17 protein-coding genes are annotated in these 16,621 nt (G+C 73.2%); 9 read left to right on the forward strand and 8 right to left on the reverse strand.

Features of this window, described 5'->3' with window-relative positions; genetic code table 11:
* Positions 1-419 precede the first annotated feature (419 nt).
* Together ACIQCH_RS19785 and ACIQCH_RS19790 are read right to left on the reverse strand one after the other, a co-directional pair.
* A complete protein-coding gene (locus tag ACIQCH_RS19785) occupies positions 420-1,226 on the reverse strand; it encodes a helix-turn-helix domain-containing protein (RefSeq protein ID WP_402582628.1) in 807 nt (268 codons plus the stop codon).
* Positions 1,227-1,332: 106 nt separating this feature from the next.
* Entirely contained in the window at positions 1,333-2,142 is an 810-nt protein-coding gene (locus tag ACIQCH_RS19790; RefSeq protein WP_402582481.1) for an alpha/beta fold hydrolase, read from the reverse strand.
* Positions 2,143-2,424: 282 nt separating this feature from the next.
* Here ACIQCH_RS19790 and ACIQCH_RS19795 point away from each other — a divergent pair, with 282 nt between their 5' ends.
* From ACIQCH_RS19795 to ACIQCH_RS19810, 4 genes are all read left to right on the forward strand, one after another.
* On the forward strand, positions 2,425-2,796 hold the full coding sequence (locus tag ACIQCH_RS19795) for a helix-turn-helix domain-containing protein (RefSeq protein WP_402582483.1): 372 nt from the start codon (positions 2,425-2,427) through the stop codon (positions 2,794-2,796).
* Between the two features lie 84 nt (positions 2,797-2,880).
* Positions 2,881-3,450 carry a hypothetical protein gene (locus ACIQCH_RS19800; RefSeq protein ID WP_402582485.1) on the forward strand — a complete coding sequence of 190 codons (570 nt, stop codon included), beginning with the start codon at positions 2,881-2,883 and terminating at the stop codon, positions 3,448-3,450.
* A gap of 121 nt (positions 3,451-3,571) precedes the next feature.
* The gene (locus ACIQCH_RS19805; RefSeq protein ID WP_402582487.1) at positions 3,572-3,907 is read left to right on the forward strand and encodes a DUF2516 family protein; all 336 of its coding nucleotides are present in this window, start codon (positions 3,572-3,574) and stop codon (positions 3,905-3,907) included.
* Between the two features lie 42 nt (positions 3,908-3,949).
* Positions 3,950-4,540 carry a hypothetical protein gene (locus tag ACIQCH_RS19810; RefSeq protein ID WP_402582488.1) on the forward strand — a complete coding sequence of 197 codons (591 nt, stop codon included), beginning with the start codon at positions 3,950-3,952 and terminating at the stop codon, positions 4,538-4,540.
* A gap of 122 nt (positions 4,541-4,662) precedes the next feature.
* Here ACIQCH_RS19810 and ACIQCH_RS19815 read toward each other — a convergent pair whose 3' ends face one another.
* From ACIQCH_RS19815 to ACIQCH_RS19825, 3 genes are all read right to left on the reverse strand, one after another.
* Positions 4,663-6,132: a PP2C family protein-serine/threonine phosphatase gene (locus ACIQCH_RS19815; protein ID WP_402582490.1), complete on the reverse strand. Its 1,470-nt coding sequence runs from the start codon at positions 6,130-6,132 to the stop codon at positions 4,663-4,665.
* A gap of 354 nt (positions 6,133-6,486) precedes the next feature.
* Positions 6,487-7,530: a C40 family peptidase gene (locus ACIQCH_RS19820; RefSeq protein WP_402582492.1), complete on the reverse strand. Its 1,044-nt coding sequence runs from the start codon at positions 7,528-7,530 to the stop codon at positions 6,487-6,489.
* Between the two features lie 317 nt (positions 7,531-7,847).
* Positions 7,848-8,660, reverse strand: coding sequence for a class I SAM-dependent methyltransferase (locus ACIQCH_RS19825; RefSeq protein ID WP_402582494.1), 813 nt, complete (start codon positions 8,658-8,660; stop codon positions 7,848-7,850).
* Between the two features lie 336 nt (positions 8,661-8,996).
* Between ACIQCH_RS19825 and mshA the strand changes: the two genes are divergently transcribed.
* Both mshA and ACIQCH_RS19835 read left to right on the forward strand, forming a co-directional pair.
* Entirely contained in the window at positions 8,997-10,394 is a 1,398-nt protein-coding gene (gene mshA / locus ACIQCH_RS19830) for a D-inositol-3-phosphate glycosyltransferase (protein WP_402582496.1), read from the forward strand.
* A complete protein-coding gene (locus ACIQCH_RS19835; RefSeq protein WP_030204183.1) occupies positions 10,387-10,890 on the forward strand; it encodes a YbjN domain-containing protein in 504 nt (167 codons plus the stop codon). The genes mshA and ACIQCH_RS19835 overlap by 8 nt, the downstream gene beginning before the upstream one ends.
* Positions 10,891-10,927: 37 nt before the next feature.
* Here the strand turns inward: ACIQCH_RS19835 and ACIQCH_RS19840 are convergent, their stop codons facing one another.
* Positions 10,928-12,130 carry an FAD-dependent monooxygenase gene (locus ACIQCH_RS19840; RefSeq protein WP_402582498.1) on the reverse strand — a complete coding sequence of 401 codons (1,203 nt, stop codon included), beginning with the start codon at positions 12,128-12,130 and terminating at the stop codon, positions 10,928-10,930.
* 169 nt (positions 12,131-12,299) lie between these two features.
* Between ACIQCH_RS19840 and ACIQCH_RS19845 the strand changes: the two genes are divergently transcribed.
* Positions 12,300-13,319 (forward strand): TetR/AcrR family transcriptional regulator C-terminal domain-containing protein, encoded by a 1,020-nt coding sequence (locus ACIQCH_RS19845; RefSeq protein WP_402582500.1) that lies wholly within the window; start codon positions 12,300-12,302, stop codon positions 13,317-13,319.
* On the opposite strand, the gene ACIQCH_RS19850 is transcribed toward ACIQCH_RS19845, so the two are convergent.
* Positions 13,309-14,631, reverse strand: coding sequence for an MDR family MFS transporter (locus ACIQCH_RS19850; protein WP_402582502.1), 1,323 nt, complete (start codon positions 14,629-14,631; stop codon positions 13,309-13,311). The two genes, ACIQCH_RS19845 and ACIQCH_RS19850, sit on opposite strands and share 11 nt — an antisense overlap.
* A gap of 153 nt (positions 14,632-14,784) precedes the next feature.
* Here ACIQCH_RS19850 and ACIQCH_RS19855 point away from each other — a divergent pair, with 153 nt between their 5' ends.
* On the forward strand, positions 14,785-15,543 hold the full coding sequence (locus ACIQCH_RS19855; RefSeq protein WP_030204175.1) for a phosphoglyceromutase: 759 nt from the start codon (positions 14,785-14,787) through the stop codon (positions 15,541-15,543).
* Between the two features lie 81 nt (positions 15,544-15,624).
* On the opposite strand, the gene ACIQCH_RS19860 is transcribed toward ACIQCH_RS19855, so the two are convergent.
* Positions 15,625-15,870, reverse strand: coding sequence for a hypothetical protein (locus ACIQCH_RS19860; protein ID WP_402582504.1), 246 nt, complete (start codon positions 15,868-15,870; stop codon positions 15,625-15,627).
* A 307-nt stretch (positions 15,871-16,177) separates the two neighbouring features.
* On the opposite strand from ACIQCH_RS19860, the gene ACIQCH_RS19865 reads away from it, so the two are divergent.
* On the forward strand, positions 16,178-16,621 hold a 444-nt coding region (locus ACIQCH_RS19865), incomplete at its 3' end, for a hypothetical protein (RefSeq protein ID WP_402582506.1).

The raw sequence follows: 16,621 nt of genomic DNA on the forward strand, positions 1-16,621 counted from the left end.
TCACGTTCCGGGATTTCGTGACTTGGCTCATGCGGGCCGTCCCGGTAGGAGGTCCCGGCCGGCCGGCCAGGAGGCGCCGCGTGATCGCAGGGAAGGCCTGCCCGCAGTCCGGGCCGGTGTCCGCCGGGTGCCGGGCTGCTGTGACTCGCAGCGATAGATGTCACCGGCGACGGCGGCCGGCCTGCGGCGCCGCGCCGGAATCTCAGTGGTAGGTGTCACCAATCGCGAGCTTGCTGTCACCAACGGCGATTTCGCAGCTCAGTTGTCACCGGCCCGGTGGAGGTACGAGCCGGTGACCTGGAGCGTCTGTCCTGTCGCATTGGATCTGTCGGCTTCCCACCCGTTCTCGTTCGTGCTGTCCGATTCTCATCCGGGCAAGTCCTGAGGGCCGCCGCCTGCTCCCTTCGTGGAACCTGCGCTCACCTCGCCGGGACCTGCCGAAACGCAGAGGGCGAAGGCGGCAGGTCGGCGAACGAAGTCGGCCACGCGACGTCGTCGATCGCGAGCCACGGCGCAGCGGCTACGGCGGTGGGCGTCACCCCGGTAAACGCCTTGACCTCGCGGTGGAGGTGGGACTGGTCGACGTAGCCGCTTGCGGCCGCCACCCGAGCAGTGGCGTCACCCGCTGCGAGAAGGTGGGCGGCGTGGTCGAAGCGCACCAACTGGGCGGCGCGCTTGGGAGTGAGGCCGATCTGGGACCGGAAGCGGGACCACAGGCGCTTACGGCTCCATCCCACCTCGTTCGCCAGGCTGTCGACCCGCACCTGTCCCCGGCTGGCGCGCATCCGCCACCAGGCAGCAGCGATCTCCGGATCGAGCGGTGGGCGGGCGTCCAGCCGTCGGCCAAGGACATCCGCCACGATCGTGAACCGTTCGTCCCACGACGTGGCGGCGCGCAGCCTGTCCTCGGCTCGCCCGGCATCGCGACCCCAGACGTCTTCCAGGGAGGCCACCGTCCCGACGAGCTCGGTCGATGCGCCGAGCACCGCAGCCGCCACGACCGGCGACAACCGGATCTGGAGGCACCGGACCGCCTCGGCCGTCCGGCCGCTGATCCGAAGGCCGCCCGGGATCAGCCCGACGACCGCGCTGCCGCGTTCGTACCGGCCGTGGGCGTCGTAGACGAGGCCGTCTCCTTCGCTCAGGTCCACGAACAGGGTGACCGACGGGTGCGCGACCATGGCGATGTCCACGAGCGCCGGGACTCGTTGACCGAACCCGGCCATGCTGATCCCGGGCAGCCGCTCCGACTGCCGCGGGACCGCGACCTCCACCGACGTCCAGTCAGGTGGTGACTCTGTGGCCGACACGGCACCAGGCTACCGATCGGTGTCAGCGGCCTGCCGCCGCGAAGGAGAGCAGCAACTCGCCGGTCGCCTCCGGCGCTTCGAACATGGGGAGGTGTCCGACGCCGGGCAGTTGCTCGACGCGAGCGTTCGGCACCGCGTCGTATTGGTGTGCCGAGGACGGATCCCAACGGCGGTCGGCAGCGCCGAAGATCACCAGGACCGGGGCGTCGAGGGCGGTGAGGCGCTCGGGCACGCTCCGCTCGGCGATGTACGCGGCGTTCCGGCGCAGCACCGTCCTCAACGTGCGATAAGCGATGCCCCGGACCTCGGCGACCAGGTCGTCCGGGATGTCCACCGGGCGGTTGCAGACCGCGGTCAGCCCCCTGCGGAGCATCGCGTCGGAGCGGATCGGCCAGAGGAGCGGCCCCAGCGGCGGGGCGATCAGCATCCGAAGGAGGACGGGCTGCGGAAGGATCGCGTCGGGACTCGGGCCGCTGCTGATCAGCGCGAGCGAACCAACCAGGTCAGGGCGCTGTTCGGCGAGCGCGGTGGCGATGTATCCACCGCTGGAGTGCCCGACCACGGCGACCGGACGAAGACCGAGCTCGTCGAGCACCGCGGCCAGGCGGCCCGCCTGCTCAGGCACGTCGTACGACGGCGCGGGCGAGGACTGGCCGTGACCCGGGAGGTCGACTCGGATGACGTGATACTGGCCGGTGAGTGCCGGCACCACCGGGCTCCAGGAGCCGCCCGAGAATCCCGATCCGTGGATGAGCACCAGCGGCGGCGCCTGCCGCGGGCCGTAGTGGACCACATGCATCCCGTGCAAGTGCGTGACGTCGTCATGTCCCATGTACGGGACGATGCCTGCGCTGCCCGCTGCCCGTCTTGTACAAATGTCGTCGCGAGGCTGACGCGCGCCGGACACCTCTGTCTCCACGTCTGCCACCTACACCGCGACGGGACAGCGTCGCGTGGACGCCGGACCATCATCAGAGCGAACGACTGTGCGGTGACGGTTTGGGTTGCGAGGTGACATCCATCGCTGCGAGGCACAGCTGCCGGATCCCGAGGGCGCGACACTCGTGCAAGCGGTGTGCTTGCAAAAGTTAGCGGGGTGGGGGAGGATCGGGACATGGGGACACTCAACGTCGGAAATCTCGGCGAATACCTGCGTGAGCAGCGCCGGATGGCACAGCTGTCGCTGCGGCAGCTGGCCGATGCGGCGGGGGTGTCCAATCCGTACCTGAGCCAGATCGAGCGCGGGCTGCGCAAGCCCAGCGCCGAGATCCTCCAGCAGCTGGCCAAGGCGCTGCGGATCTCCGCCGAGACGCTCTACGTACGGGCCGGGATCCTCGACGAGCGGGAACCGGACGAGGTGGAGACGCGCGCCGTCATCCTCGCCGACCCGTCGATCAACGAGCGCCAGAAACAGGTGCTCCTGCAGATCTACGAGTCGTTCCGCAAGGAGAACGCTCTCGAGGACGCGCCCGCGAAGACGCCGTAGCACCGACCGCACCGCACGCCACCGGGGCCCGATGCCCCGGGCGCCACGCGCGGTGCACCGCACCGTGATCCGGGAGGACCACCGATGGCCATCGCCGATGACCTGCGTAAGACCCTCGCCGACCCCACTCCCCTCTACTTCGCCGCCGGCACGGCCGACATCGCCGTGGAGCAGGCCCGGAAGGTTCCCGGCCTGATCGAGCAGCTGCGGGCCGAGGCCCCGGCCCGTATCGAGGCGGTACGCAACACCGACCCCAAGGTCGTCCAGGACCGGGCCAAGGAGGCCCAGGCCGCGGTGACCGCCAAGGTCGCCGAGGTCGTCGGCACCTTCGACGCCGACCTGAAGAAGCTGGGCGAGCAGGCCCAGGACATCGCCCTGCGCAGCCTCGGCCTCGCCGCCGAGTACGCCGTCCGGGCGAAGGAGACGTACGAGAAGGTCGCCGAGCGCGGCGAGCAGGCGGTCAAGACCTGGCGCGGCGAGGTGGCCGAGGAGATCGTCGACATCGCCGCCGTCGTCGAGGCTCCGGCCGAGCAGGAGGCCGCGGCCGGTTCCGAGGAGAAGCCGAAGGCGGCGCGCCGGCCCGCCGCCACGCGCAAGCCGGCGGCCAAGAAGTCGGCCGCCGGGTCGGCCGAGTCATCCGAGTCCGCGGAGTAGTCCGGCGCGAACGGGGGCCGGGAGCACACGAGTGCGACGGGCCGGGCACCGAACCGGGTGTCCGGCCCGTTGTGCGGGTAGGTTGGATCCGTCGGAGATTCGCTAGGAGGCGGTGGGCGGCATGTTGATGCAGGGGTTCGACACGGCCCTTCAGATCGCGCTGTTCTACGGCACGCTGATTCCGGCGGTGGCCGCGCTGGTCCTCGCGGCGACGGCGCGCGAGGACGCGTACCGGGCCGCCGACAAGCAGACCAAGCCCTTCTGGCTGGTGGTCCTCGGCGTCACGGTCCTGGTCGACCTGTTCCTGGGCATGATGTTCCTGCAGATCGCGGGCCTGATCGCCACCATCGTGTTCTTCGTCGACGTGCGCCCCGCGCTGCGCCGGGTGAGCGGCACCGGTCGCCGCCGCGGCAGCAGCAGCGACGGCCCGTACGGCCCGTACAACGGCGGCCGCTAGGGGCTGCTCGACCCAGGTCCGCCGGACAGTATCGTTGCGGTCATGGGTGATTCGAGGGCGTATCCCCTTTTCAGGAGCGCCGGCGCAGTGGAGACCCTCGCCCTGGCGAGGCGTCTGTGCTCGCTGATGGAGAGGCGGGGCCCGGTCGTCGAGTTGATCGCTGAGCTGCAGACGGCCGAAGACGTGTGGAGGATGGCGGGGGTCCTGCCGAAGGCCGTCTACGCCGCACAGGGCCTGCCGTTCGACTCGTACCGGTGGACCCATGAGTACCGGGCCGACACGTTGCCCGTTCATTCGTACGAGTTCGCAACGTTGCTGCCGTTCCGGGTGGACGCCGACGTGCCGGTGGACGATGAGCTGGAGGATCGCTTCGTCCATGCCCTGGGCGCCGGCCCCGCCTCGATCTACTGGGACGGCAGCTGGCCGGACGTGCCGGAGCTCGATCTCGAGGCGTACGCGAAGTACGAGGCGGTCCAAGTCGTGTTCAACAGCCTGGACATAGACCGAGAGCTTCCCGACGACCGGCACACGGTGTTCGTCCACCTGTCCAAGTTCGGGGATCTCCCCCGGGCGGAGTGGTTGGCACGGCAGGTCGGCGGGGAGGTGCTCGGGGACGCCGTGCACGGCAGGTGACCTCGGTGATGGGCCGGTGCACCGTTGTCGGACGCGTGCGGTCGCCGGTCGGCCACTGCGCGTCGACCGCAAGGGCCGCAAGACGTGGGAGCTGCCGGGCGTGAGGCCTGAGGGGACAGCCCTCAGGCCGTTCCGGCGCGGCGGCGCTCCGCCGCGCGGTCCAGCAGCACCACGGCCACGTCGTCCGTCAGTTCGCCGCCGTTGAGCCGGCGCGCCTCGGTCACGGCCGCCTCCAGGAGCGCCTCGCCGGACAGCCCCTCGGCCAGCCGACGGTTGATCATCTCGACCATGCCGTCCTGCCCGAGGCGCTCGCGGCCCTCGCCGATCCGGCCCTCGATCAGACCGTCCGTGTAGAGCATCAGGCTCCACGTCCCGCCCAGCTCCACCTGCCGGCGCGGCCAGCGGGCGCGCGGCAGCAGCCCGAGCGCCGGGCCGCTGTCGTCGTACGGCAGCAGCCGTGCCGGACCGCCCGGCCGGGCGGCCAGCGGGGCCGGGTGCCCGGCCAGGCACAGGCCCGCGCGGCGGCCGTCGGGGGCGATGTCCACGGTGCAGAGGGTCGCGAAGATCTCCTCGTTGTCCCGCTCGACCTCCAGGACCTCCTGGAGCGTGGCGAGCAGCTCGTCCCCGCACAGCCCGGCCAGGGTCAGCGCGCGCCACGCGATGCGCAGCTCGACGCCGAGGGCGGCCTCGTCCGGGCCGTGGCCGCAGACGTCGCCGATCATGGCGTGGACGGTGCCGTCGGGGGTGCGGACGACGTCGTAGAAGTCACCGCCGAGCAGGGCCCGGCTGCGGCCGGGCCGGTAGCGGGCGGCGAAGCGCAGGTCGGAGCCCTGGAGCAGGGGGATCGGCAGGAGGCCGCGCTCGAGGCGGGCGTTCTCCTGGGCCCGCAGTTTCGATTCTGCAAGCTTGTACTGCGCGATGTCGGCCCGCTTGCGCTCCACCGCGTACCGGATCGCCCGGCTCAGCAGGCGCCCGTCGAGCTCGTCGCGGAAGAGGTAGTCCTGGGCGCCCACGCGGACGGCCTCGGCGGCCCGCTCGGCGTCCGCCTCCGAGGTGAGGACGAGGACGGCGTGGCGCGGGGCCAGTCGCAGCACCCGGTGCAGGACGGCCAGCTCCGGTCCCGGCTCGGCGTCCGCGGCCGGGCCGGTGCCGTGGCCCGGTCCGGCGCCGGGCGCGGGTGCGGACCCGTTGGCCGGTGCGGTACGGGTCCCCGCGCCGGCGGCGGTCCCGGCGTCCGGCGCGGCGTCCGTCACGACGGCACCCGCACCCGGGCCGGGTCCCGCACCGCCGCCCGCGGACACGTGGACGGGGACGGACGCGCGGTCCGCCAGGCCCAGGCTCAGGTCGAGCAGGATGCAGTGCACGTCCGGCGTGAGCAGCCGCTCCGCCTCGGTGAGGTTGCGGGCCGTGCGGATGCGGATCCGCTGGCCCTCGGCGTCGAGGATCTCGGGGACCGTGAGGCCGCCCACCGGGTCGTCCTCGATGACCAGCAGGGTGAGGGGCTGCGTGGCGTGCGACGCGGGGGTGGGCAGCACGGTGTGACCGCTCTCCACGGCCGGGGTGTCCCTCTGCCGCGGTACGGGTACGGGCATCGTCCTGGTTCCTTCCCTCCCCCCGAGGGTTCCGACGGGGACCATAGCGGTACCGGTGGCGATGGGGAATGCCGTCGTGAAAAGGGACACCGTCATATGCCCGTTTCCCGGGGGAACGCCCGCGCTCGGTGATGACGAAGGTCACGCCGTGCGACGGTGGGCGTCCAAGGGACGATACAGGGCCTGCGCCGCCCCCTCACGAAACCTCCACGCGCGCCCGTACGGGAGCCCCGCCCGCGGCGGGCGGCGGGGCGGCCGGTGGCGGGAGTGGTGGCGCACGGCGGCGGTGGGGACGGCGGTGCGACGGTAGCGGCGGTGGCGCCCCGCGGTCGGCGTGCGGCGGTGCCGCCCCCGCTACGCGTCCGGCCGGACGACGGCCTTGATCGGCATCGAGCCCGCGCCCGCGATCGTCACGTGCCGCCCCGGGCGCGGCGCGTGGATCATCGCGCCGTCGCCGACGTACATCGCCACGTGGGTCGCGTCGTCGAAGTAGATGATCAGGTCACCGGGCCGCATGTCCTTGATCGCGACCTTCGGCAGCAGCCGCAGCTGCTCCTGCGAGGTGCGCGGGATGTGCTTGCCCGCCGCCAGCCAGGCCTGCGAGGTCAGCCCCGAGCAGTCGAAGCCGTCCGGGCCCTCGGCGCCCCAGACGTACGGCTTGCCGATCTGCTTCGTCGCGAACTCGATGGCGGCCTTGCCGGCCGGCGAGGCCTTGCCGTTGATCTCCTTGAGGATGCCGGACTTGAGCCACTTCGCCTGCTTCTTGTAGGCGTCGTCCTTCTCCAACTGGAGCAGTCGGGCCTTCTCTTCGGCGACGAGCCGGTCCTCCAGCGCCTTGGCCGCCGCGATCTTGGCCTCGATCTCCTTCTTCGCGGTCTCCTTCGCCTTGCGGTTGGCCTCCAGCGTCTGCCAGTGCGCGCTGGCCTCCGCCGCGTACTTCTGCAAGTCGGCCTGGTGGGTGTTCAGTTCGCCGAGCATGCCCATCGTGGCCTTCTCGCCCTGCCGGAGCCGGTCCGCCCCGTCCAGGAACTGCTGCGGGCTGCCGCTGAGTGCGAGTTGCGCGCTCGGCGGCAGGCCGCCGGTGCGGTACTGGGCCCGGGCGGCCGCGCCCGCGCGGTTCTTGAGGTCCGCGATGCGCTGCTGGGTGGCGACGACCTGCTTGGCGATGGTGACGATCTGGTCGGACTGCCGCTGCGCCTGCTCCTCGGCGAGGTTGTACGCCTCGGTCGCGGTGCCGGCCTGGTGGTAGAGGGCCTCTATCTCCTTGCGGACCTCTTCGAGGGACTTCGACGGGCCCGGCTCGGGCGCCGGCGCGGCGAACGCGGCGCCGGGGGCCGACGCGACGGCCATCGCGCAGATGAGTGTGAGCGCGCTGATGCCTCGGCGCCGTCGGTTCACGGTCCCCCCTGGTTCCACGGTCCCCCCTAGGACCCTCGGCCTCTGCTTCCACGTGCTTCCGCTGCCGTTTCCGCTGTGCCGAACTGATTTACCGTCAGTAACTTGTGGTCGTCACTCGGGATGGTGCCACGAGTCGGCGAATTCCGACACCCCTTGCCGGCGTCGCCCGGACGAAGCCCCCGTGGCGTCCCGGGGAGCAGGCTACGAGGCGGCCGGGTCCCGGGTCCACGCCACCCCGGTGGCCGCTTCCGACGTGTCCCGCGGATGGCCGCTTGCGGACCCGCCGTTCGGGCGGCCGGCGCGGTGGCGGGCGGGGGCTACGTCGCCTCCGCCGGGCGCAGCGCGTCCCAGCGGACGGTCAACTCCCCTTGCCGCCAACGCCGCGGACCGTCCGTCAGCGGCCAGTCCGCCGCCAGTGACCTGGCCGTACGGATCCAGCGCTGGCGCGCACCCAGCGAGGCGTACGGCGCGGCCGCCGCCCAGGCCCGGTCGAAGTCCCGCAGGAACGCGTGCACCGGCTCCCCGGGCACGTTCCGGTGGATCAGCGCCTTCGGCAGCCGCTCCGCGAGGTCCGAGGGCCGGTCCAGCGAGCCCAGCCGGGTTGCGAACGTCACCGTGCGCGCCCCCTCGGGCCCCAACGCGACCCACACGTGCCGCCGGCCGATCTCGTCGCAGGTGCCCTCGACCAGGATCCCGTCCGGGGCCAGCCGTGCGCACAGCCGCGCCCACACGTCGGTCACCTGTTCCTCGTCGTACTGGCGCAGCACGTTCGCGGCCCGGATCAGCGCCGGCCGCTCGCCGCCGTCCAGCGGGACCTCGAAGCCGCCGTGCCGGAAGACGAGGCCCTCGCGCTCGTACGGCTTGGCGCCGGTGACCCGGGCCGGTTCGATCTCGATGCCCACCACGCGCACGTGCGGGGCCTCGGCGCGCAGCCGGGCCAGCAGCTCGACCGCGGTCCAGGGCGCGGCGCCGTAGCCGAGGTCGACGGCGACGGGCGCGTCGGCGCGGCGCAGGGCCGGGCCGTGGACCGCGGCGATCCAGCGGTCCATGCGGCGCAGCCGGTTCGGGTTGGTGGTCCCGCGCGTGACCGTGCCCACGGGACGGCTCGGGGGAGGGGTGCGGGGGGCCATGCCACGAGGGTACGAGAGCCCGTCCGGCCCCCTGGCCGCGGCGGCCCGCGGTGGCCTTGCCCGTGGGCGCCGGGACCCGCAAGCCGTGGGCCCCGGCCGCTCCCCGCCCTGCGCGGGGAATAAAAGTTCTGCAAAGTGGAATGCGACGGCAACGAGGGCGGTTGCATCCAGCGAGGGCAGCCCCGGCGTCCTCCCGCAGGCGTGCCACGGCCCACCAAGGCCGGCCTGTGGAAGGAACCACCCCGGGCCGCCGGAGCGCCCGCCGGACCGGCCCACCCAGCCGGACCGATCCCGACCGTCACCCCCACTCCACTCCCGAGCGAGAGGACCGCACGCGTGAGCCAGTACGTGTCCCGGTTCCGCGGCCGCCGCGCCAGCACGCCGGACCGCCAGCCCCTCGGGGGCGTCGCCCAGCCCCGCCTCCGCCTGCCCGGCGGCGTCGGCGCCGGGATCGGCCACCACCGCAAGCCGCGCCGCGTGGCGATGCTCAGCGTGCACACCTCGCCGCTGCACCAGCCGGGCACCGGCGACGCGGGCGGCATGAACGTCTACATCGTCGAGCTGGCCCGCCGCCTCGCCGAGATCAACATCGAGGTGGAGATCTTCACCCGGGCCAGCGCCGGCGGACTGCCGCCCGTGGTCGAGCTGGCCCCGGGCGTCCTGGTCCGGCACATCGACGCCGGCCCGTACGAAGGCCTGAAGAAGGAGGAGCTGCCCGCGCAGCTGTGCGCCTTCACCCACGGCGTGATGCAGGCCTGGGCCGGCCACCGGCCCGGCTACTACGACCTGGTCCACTCCCACTACTGGCTCTCCGGGCACGTCGGCTGGCTGGCCGCCGAGCGCTGGCGCGTCCCGCTCGTCCACGCCATGCACACCATGGCCAAGGTCAAGAACGCCGCCCTCGCGGAGGGCGACACCCCCGAGCCGGCCGCCCGCGTCATCGGCGAGACCCAGATCGTGTCCGCCGCCGACCGCCTCATCGCGAACACCAGCGAGGAGGCCGACGAGCTGGTGCGCCACTACGACGCCGACCCCGGCAAGGTGGCCGTCGTCCATCCCGGCGTGAACCTGGAGCGCTTCACCCCCGGCGACGGCCGCGCCGCCGCCCGGGCCCGCCTCGGCCTGCCGCAGGACGCGCTCGTCCCGCTGTTCGCCGGGCGCATCCAGCCCCTCAAGGCCCCCGACATCCTGCTCCGCGCCGTCGCCGAGCTGGTCGACCGCGAGCCGGCGCTGCGCCGCCACCTGGTCGTTCCGGTGGTCGGCGGGCCCAGCGGGAGCGGGCTGGCCAAGCCGGAGGGGCTGCAGAAGCTGGCGGCCCGGCTCGGCATCGCGGACCTCGTGCACTTCCACCCGCCGGTGGCGCAGGACCGGCTGGCCGACTGGTTCCGGGCCGCGTCCGTGCTCGTCATGCCCTCGTACAACGAGTCCTTCGGACTGGTGGCGATCGAGGCGCAGGCCGCCGGGACGCCGGTGCTGGCCGCCGAGGTCGGCGGGCTGCCGGTGGCGGTCAACGACGGGGTGACCGGGTTCCTCGTACGCGGGCACGACCCGGCCGACTACGCGGAGCGCCTGAAGCTCTTCGCCGACGACCCCTCGCTGGCCGAGCGGATGGGGCGGGAGGCCGCGCGGCACGCCGGTTTCTTCGGTTGGGACACGGCCGCGAGCGGCACGGCGGACGTGTACACCGCGGCGATGCACGACCATCGCCGTCGCGTACGCTCCCACCATGGCTGACGTCGCGCAGGTCGCGCAGATCATCGAGAGCACCCTCGACGGCGCGGAGCTGGAGTGGGAGCGACCCGAGCCCGGCTCGTACGTCGTCAAGCTGCCCGGCACCCGCAAGCTCTCGACCACCTGCTCGTTGCGGGTCGGCCAGCACTCGCTCTCGGTCAACGCCTTCGTCATCCGGCACCCGGACGAGAACGAGGCCGGGGTGCACCGCTGGCTGCTGGAGCGCAACCTCAAGCTGTACGGGGTGGGTTACGCGGTCGACCGGCTCGGCGACGTCTACCTCACCGGCCGGCTGCCGCTCGCCGTGGTCACCCCCGAGGAGCTGGACCGGATCCTGGGCGCGGTCCTCGAGGGCGCGGACGGGGCGTTCAACACGCTCCTCGAGCTCGGCTTCGCCTCCGCCATCCGGCGCGAGTACGAGTGGCGCACCGCGCGGGGCGAGTCCACCCGCAACCTCGACGCCTTCAAGCACCTGACGGAGCGTCCGGCCCGCACGTGACGGGGCACCGGGCCCCGCGCCGGACGGGAGGCCGGGCTCAGGCGTAGTCGCGCAGCCGGACCGGCTCGGTCCGCGCGTGCTCGGGCGCCTGCGCGGCGAGCGCGTCCAGCACCTCCTGGGTGGGCGCCGGCATGAAGAACCGCTCCGCACCCTCCCGGCCCAGCGCCTGGTGCTCGGCGACGTAACCGCGCATCCCGCGCTCGTACGCCGCGAACGCCGCCGCGTGGTCGCCGCCGGCCGCCGCGAGTTCGCCGGCCAGGACGTACGCCCCGATCAGCGCCTGCGAGGTGCCCCGGCCGGAGGTCGGGCCCGCGCAGTAGGCGGCGTCACCGAGCAGCACCACCCGGCCCGCGGCCCAGTGGTCCATCTCCACCTGGGCGTTGGAGGTGAAGTAGAAGTCCTCGGCCCGCTCCATCTCCGCGAGCAGCCGCGGCACCTCCCAGCCCTCGTCGGCGAACCGCTCGGCGACCAGCCGCTGCTGGGCGGCCCGGTCGTGCCGGTCGTACTCGAGGTCGTCCGCGGCGAAGTGGAAGGCGGCCCGGGCCTCGCCGGGCGTGCGGGCGCCGAACATGTTCGCGGCCTTGCCGTGGGCCGCGTACAGTCGGCCGGTGCCGGCCAGGCCGAGGTGGTCGGCCAGGCTGAAGACGGCCGTCCAGATGCCCAGGTGGCGCACGTACCGCTCCTCCGGGCCGAAGGCCAGGGCCCGGGTCCGCGAGTGCAGGCCGTCGGCGCCGACCACCAGGTCGAAGCGGCGGGCCGGGCCGTGCTCGAACGTGACGAGCACGCCGTCCTCGTCCTCGGCCAGGCCCGCGACCGAGTCCCCGAAGACGTACTCGACGTCGTCCCGGGTGGCCTCGTACAGCAGCCGGGTCAGGTCCCCCTTCATGACCTCCAGGTCGCCGGCGAAGACCGCGGCCGGCAGGGTGGCGTACGGCCGCCCGGCCGCGTCCACCATCTGCGCGTCGCCCATCTCCGTGTCCAGCGCCCTGACCTGCTCCAGCAGGCCCATCCGGTCCAGCACGTCGAGGGCCTCGCCGCGGAAGTCGACGGCGTACCCGCCCTCGCGCAGCCGGTCGGCGCGCTCGACGACGGTGGGGGCGAAGCCGTACCGGCGGAGCCAGTACGCGAGGGCGGGGCCGGCGACGCTCGCGCCGGAGACCAGCACGGTGCCGCGGGCCGTGGCGGCGGGCGTGGTGGCGGTGCCGGTGGTGGTGCCGGTGGTGTGGGTGGTGGCGTTCACGGTCGTTCCTCTCCTCGGGTCCCGGCCGGGTGCCGGGGTCAGCCGGCTCGTTCGTGCCCGGCTCGATGTGTACAACGTACGCACCTCAACAGCCGGAAAACAGGAGATGGTTGAGGAAGGATGACTAGTGCACTACCCTCCACTGCACTAGTGCAGTGAGGAGTGCACCATGCCCATCGCCGACCCGCCCTACGCACGGATCGCCGCCGAGCTGCGGCGGCGCATCGAGGAGGGGGAGCTGCGGCCCGGCGACCGGGTGCCCTCCACCCGGGCCATCACCCAGCGGTGGGGGGTCGCCATGGCCACCGCGAGCAGGGTGCTCGCCGCCCTGCGGCAGGAGGGCCTGGTCCGGGCGGTGCCGGGGGTGGGCACGGTGGTGTGCGCGGCACCGGCGGCGGGCGGGGCGCCGGGGGCCGGCTCCGGGGCGGCGGCCGGGCCCGGTACCGCGGCGGCACCACGCGGGGCCCGGCCGTCGCCCGCCGGGTCGGCCGCGGCCGCGGAGTCCGCGGCACGGGCACGGCTGGTCGCGACCGCCCTCGCGGTCGCCGACGCCGAGGGGCTGGCGGCCCTGACGATGCGCCGGCTGGCGACCGAACTCGGGGTCTCGGCCATGTCGTTGTACCGGCACGTCGAGAACAAGTACGAGCTCGTCGCGATGATGGCCGACGCCGCCTTCGCGTCGGACGCCCTGCCGGCCGTCCCGCCGACCGGCTGGCGGGCCCGGCTGGAGCTGTCGGCCCGTACCCAGTGGCGGCTCTACCACGCGCACCCCTGGCTGGCCGCGGCCCTCAACCTCGACCGGCCGCTGCTCGCGCCGGGCGGGATGCGGCACGTCGAGTGGGCCCTGGCCGCGCTGGAGGGCACCGGCCTGGACGCCGGGGCCCGGCTGCACGCGGCGGTGTCCCTCTTCGGCCACGTCCGCGGCTGCGCGGTGGACCTCGCCGCCGCCCAGCAGACGGCCCGGGCCGGCGGGGTCACGGGCGGCCCGTGGATGGCGGCCCAGGAGGAGCGCATGGCGGCCCTGCTCGCCGACGGCACCTTCCCGTCCTTCACCGCCGTCCGTGCGGCCCCGGCCGCCGCCCTGTCGTCCGAGTCCCTGTTCGCCTTCGGCCTGGCCCGCCACCTGGACGGCCTGGCGGCCCTGATCGCCGCCACCGGCGCCGAGGAGGCTCGGGGCGCTACGGCGTGACGTCGACCGGGGCTCCGGCACCGGCACCGGCCGGCGCCGCGGCGGGACCGGCCGTCGCGGCGCCGTCGGCACCCGCGCCCGTACCGGATCCCGTCGCCAGCCTCCGCATCAGCGCCCAGTACCCGAATGCGGCCGCCGTACCGATCACGGCCGTGGAGCCCCACAGCCACTCCGCCCCGAAGCGGTCGATCACGTGCCCGGCCATGAGCGGCGCGACCAGCGCCGCCACCGACCAGCTCATCGTGTACATGCCCTGGTAGCGGCCGCGCCCGTGTGCCGGGGAGAGCCGTACCACGAGGCCCATCTGGGTCGGCGCGTTGATGATCTCGGCCAGCGTCCACACGCACACCGTCAGCGCGTACGCCCCGATCGACCCGGCGAAGGCGGTCAGCCCGAACCCGTACCCCGCGAGCACGGCCGACACCACCAGCAGCCGCTTCGGGTCGCGGTGCTCGACGAAGCGCGTCACCGGTATCTGGAGGGCCACGATCAGCATGCCGTTGACCGCGATGACCAGCCCGTAGTCGCCGGCACTGAAGCCGGCTGCGCCCATCGCCACCGGCAGGCCCACCGACCCCTGCGTGAAGATCAGCGAGATCAGGAAGGACAGCCCGACCACGCCCATGAAGCGCCTGTCGCGCAGCACCGTCCCGAGGCTGACCGCCTCCTCGGCCGCCGCCCCGCCGCCCGCCGCGGCCCCGGACCGCTCCGGCCGGGACTCGGGGAGCTTGACGTACACGAGCACGGCGCACACCAGCGTCAGCGCCGCCTCGCCGAGGAAGCCCGCGAGGTAGCTGTACTCGGCGACGAAGCCGGCCGCGGACGAGGAGACCGCGAAGCCGAGGTTGATGGCCCAGAAGTTCAGCGCGAACGCGCGCACCCGGTCCTCGGGCGCGACGATGTCGGACATCATCGCCTGCACCGCGGGGCGCGAGGCGTTCGAGGTCATGCCCACGACCAGCGCCACGAGGGCGATCGCGACCGGGTGCTCCATGAAGCCGAGGACGGCCACGGCGACGGCGGTGGAGGCCTGCGCCGCCATCAGCGTCGGGCGGCGGCCGAGCCGGTCCGTCATCACGCCCGCGACCAGCGAGGACACCACCCCGCCCAGGCCGTGGAGGGCAGCCACGAGTCCCGCGAAGGAGGCCGAGTAGCCCCGCTCCAGGGTCAGGTACAGGGCCATGAACGTGGCGACGAAGGCCCCGAGCCGGTTCACCAGGGTGCTGGTCCACAGCCACCAGAACTCCCTGGGCAGGCCCGCCACGCTCTCGCGGGCGGCTCTTCTGAACGAGGCGAGCGAGACAGTGGCCATCCGGGTCCCCCTGGCGATGTAAGCAGCGAAACTGAGATTGGCACGTTACGTAGAGGTGCTCTCGCACGCCACTGGATTGACGCCCGGCGTCAATCGACGGGGGGCCCGGGAGGGGGCGCGCAGGCCCTGACCCCGTCCACTAGGCTCGTACGCATGGCCGACGCACCGTACAAGCTGATCCTGCTCCGCCACGGCGAGAGCGAGTGGAACGCGAAGAACCTGTTCACCGGCTGGGTGGACGTCAACCTCAACGAGAAGGGCGAGAAGGAGGCGGTCCGCGGCGGTGAGCTGCTGAAGGACGCCGGCCTGCTCCCCGACGTCGTGCACACCTCGCTCCAGAAGCGCGCGATCCGCACCGCGCAGCTGGCGCTCGAGGCCGCCGACCGCCACTGGATCCCAGTCCACCGCTCGTGGCGCCTGAACGAGCGCCACTACGGCGCGCTGCAGGGCAAGGACAAGGCCCAGACCCTCGCCGAGTTCGGCGAGGAGCAGTTCATGCTGTGGCGCCGCTCGTACGACACCCCGCCGCCGGCCCTCGAGGACGGCACCGAGTTCTCCCAGTCCGGCGACCCGCGCTACGCGACGATCCCGCCGGAGCTGCGCCCGCGGACCGAGTGCCTCAAGGACGTCGTCCACCGCATGCTGCCGTACTGGTACGACGGCATCGTCCCGGACCTCCTGGCCGGCCGCACGGTCCTCGTCGCCGCCCACGGCAACTCGCTGCGCGCCCTGGTCAAGCACCTGGACGGCATCTCCGACGCCGACATCGCGGGCCTGAACATCCCCACCGGCATCCCGCTCTCCTACGAGCTCGACGCCGACTTCAAGCCCCTGAACCCCGGCGGCACCTACCTCGACCCCGAGGCCGCCGCCGCCGCCATCGAGGCCGTCAAGAACCAGGGCAAGAAGTAACCCGTGCAGTAGCCCGTGCACCCGTGCACGGAAGAACCCCCTGTCCGCGGTCCGTCCGCCGGCAGGGGGTTTTCGGCGTCGTCACTTGTTGTGGCCGCCGGGCGCGTGGCCCGCGGGGTTCTGGTTCTCGGTGTTCTGGGTGAGGCCGCCGCCCGAACAGCTCGGTTGCTGGCCGCCCGGGTTGTGGCCGCCGTTGTTGCTGCACGACGTGTCGTGCGGCTCGATCGCCCCAAAGGCCGCGGTTCCGCCTCCGACGCCGAGCGCGAAGACCGCCGCGGTGGCGGCGACCGCCGCGCTCACTCTCTTGAGCTTTCCGTTGCTGGTCATCCCTCCACGCTTCGAGGCCGGTCCGCGGCGTGTCAAGAGATCCGGACGAGTAACAAGATTCTTGGGCGTTGTGCCCAGAACCGCTGTTAACGGCTATTACGGGTGTGGGTGTGGGTGTGGGCGTGGAGCCGCGGCCGGCAGGCCGGGTGCGTGAGGGGGCGCGCCGCGGCTGCGGTCAAGCCACGCGTTCTCGTGGCATGCCGGGTGGCGGGCGCGTCGCGCCTACTTGACGTGCGGCGACGCCGGACGGCGGGCCGCTCGTCCCCGGCGGCCCGGCCGCCGGATGCCCCCTACCCAAGGAGCAGCCATGTCCCACGATCTTCACACCCCCCTTCACGCGCCCGTTTCCACGCGCCGCCCCTCGCGCCTCGGGTTGTGCGTCACCGCGCTGGCGTTCGCCTCGGGCGCCGTGGCGCTGCAGGCCTCCGCGGCGGTCGCGTCACCCGCCCCCTCCGCGGCCCCCTCGTCCCAAGCGTGTCAGCCGGGTTACGTCTGGCGTGACAGTTATGAGGGCGACGCCCTGTGCGTCACCCCGGAAGAGCGGGACGCGGCGCATGCGCAGAACCCGAACCGGCAGCCGGGGAGCAATCAGTGCAAGCCCGGTTACGTGTGGCGCGACAGCTATGAGGGCGACGGCACGTGTGTGACGCCCGCCGAGCGGGACGCGGCGCATGCGCAGAACCCGAACCGGCAGCCGGGGAGCAATCAGTGCAAGCCCGGTTACGTGTGGCGCGACAGCTATGAGGGCGAC

The organism is Streptomyces sp. NPDC093225 (genome assembly GCF_044753805.1).
In the GTDB taxonomy this organism is placed as follows: Bacteria; Actinomycetota; Actinomycetes; order Streptomycetales; family Streptomycetaceae; genus Streptomyces.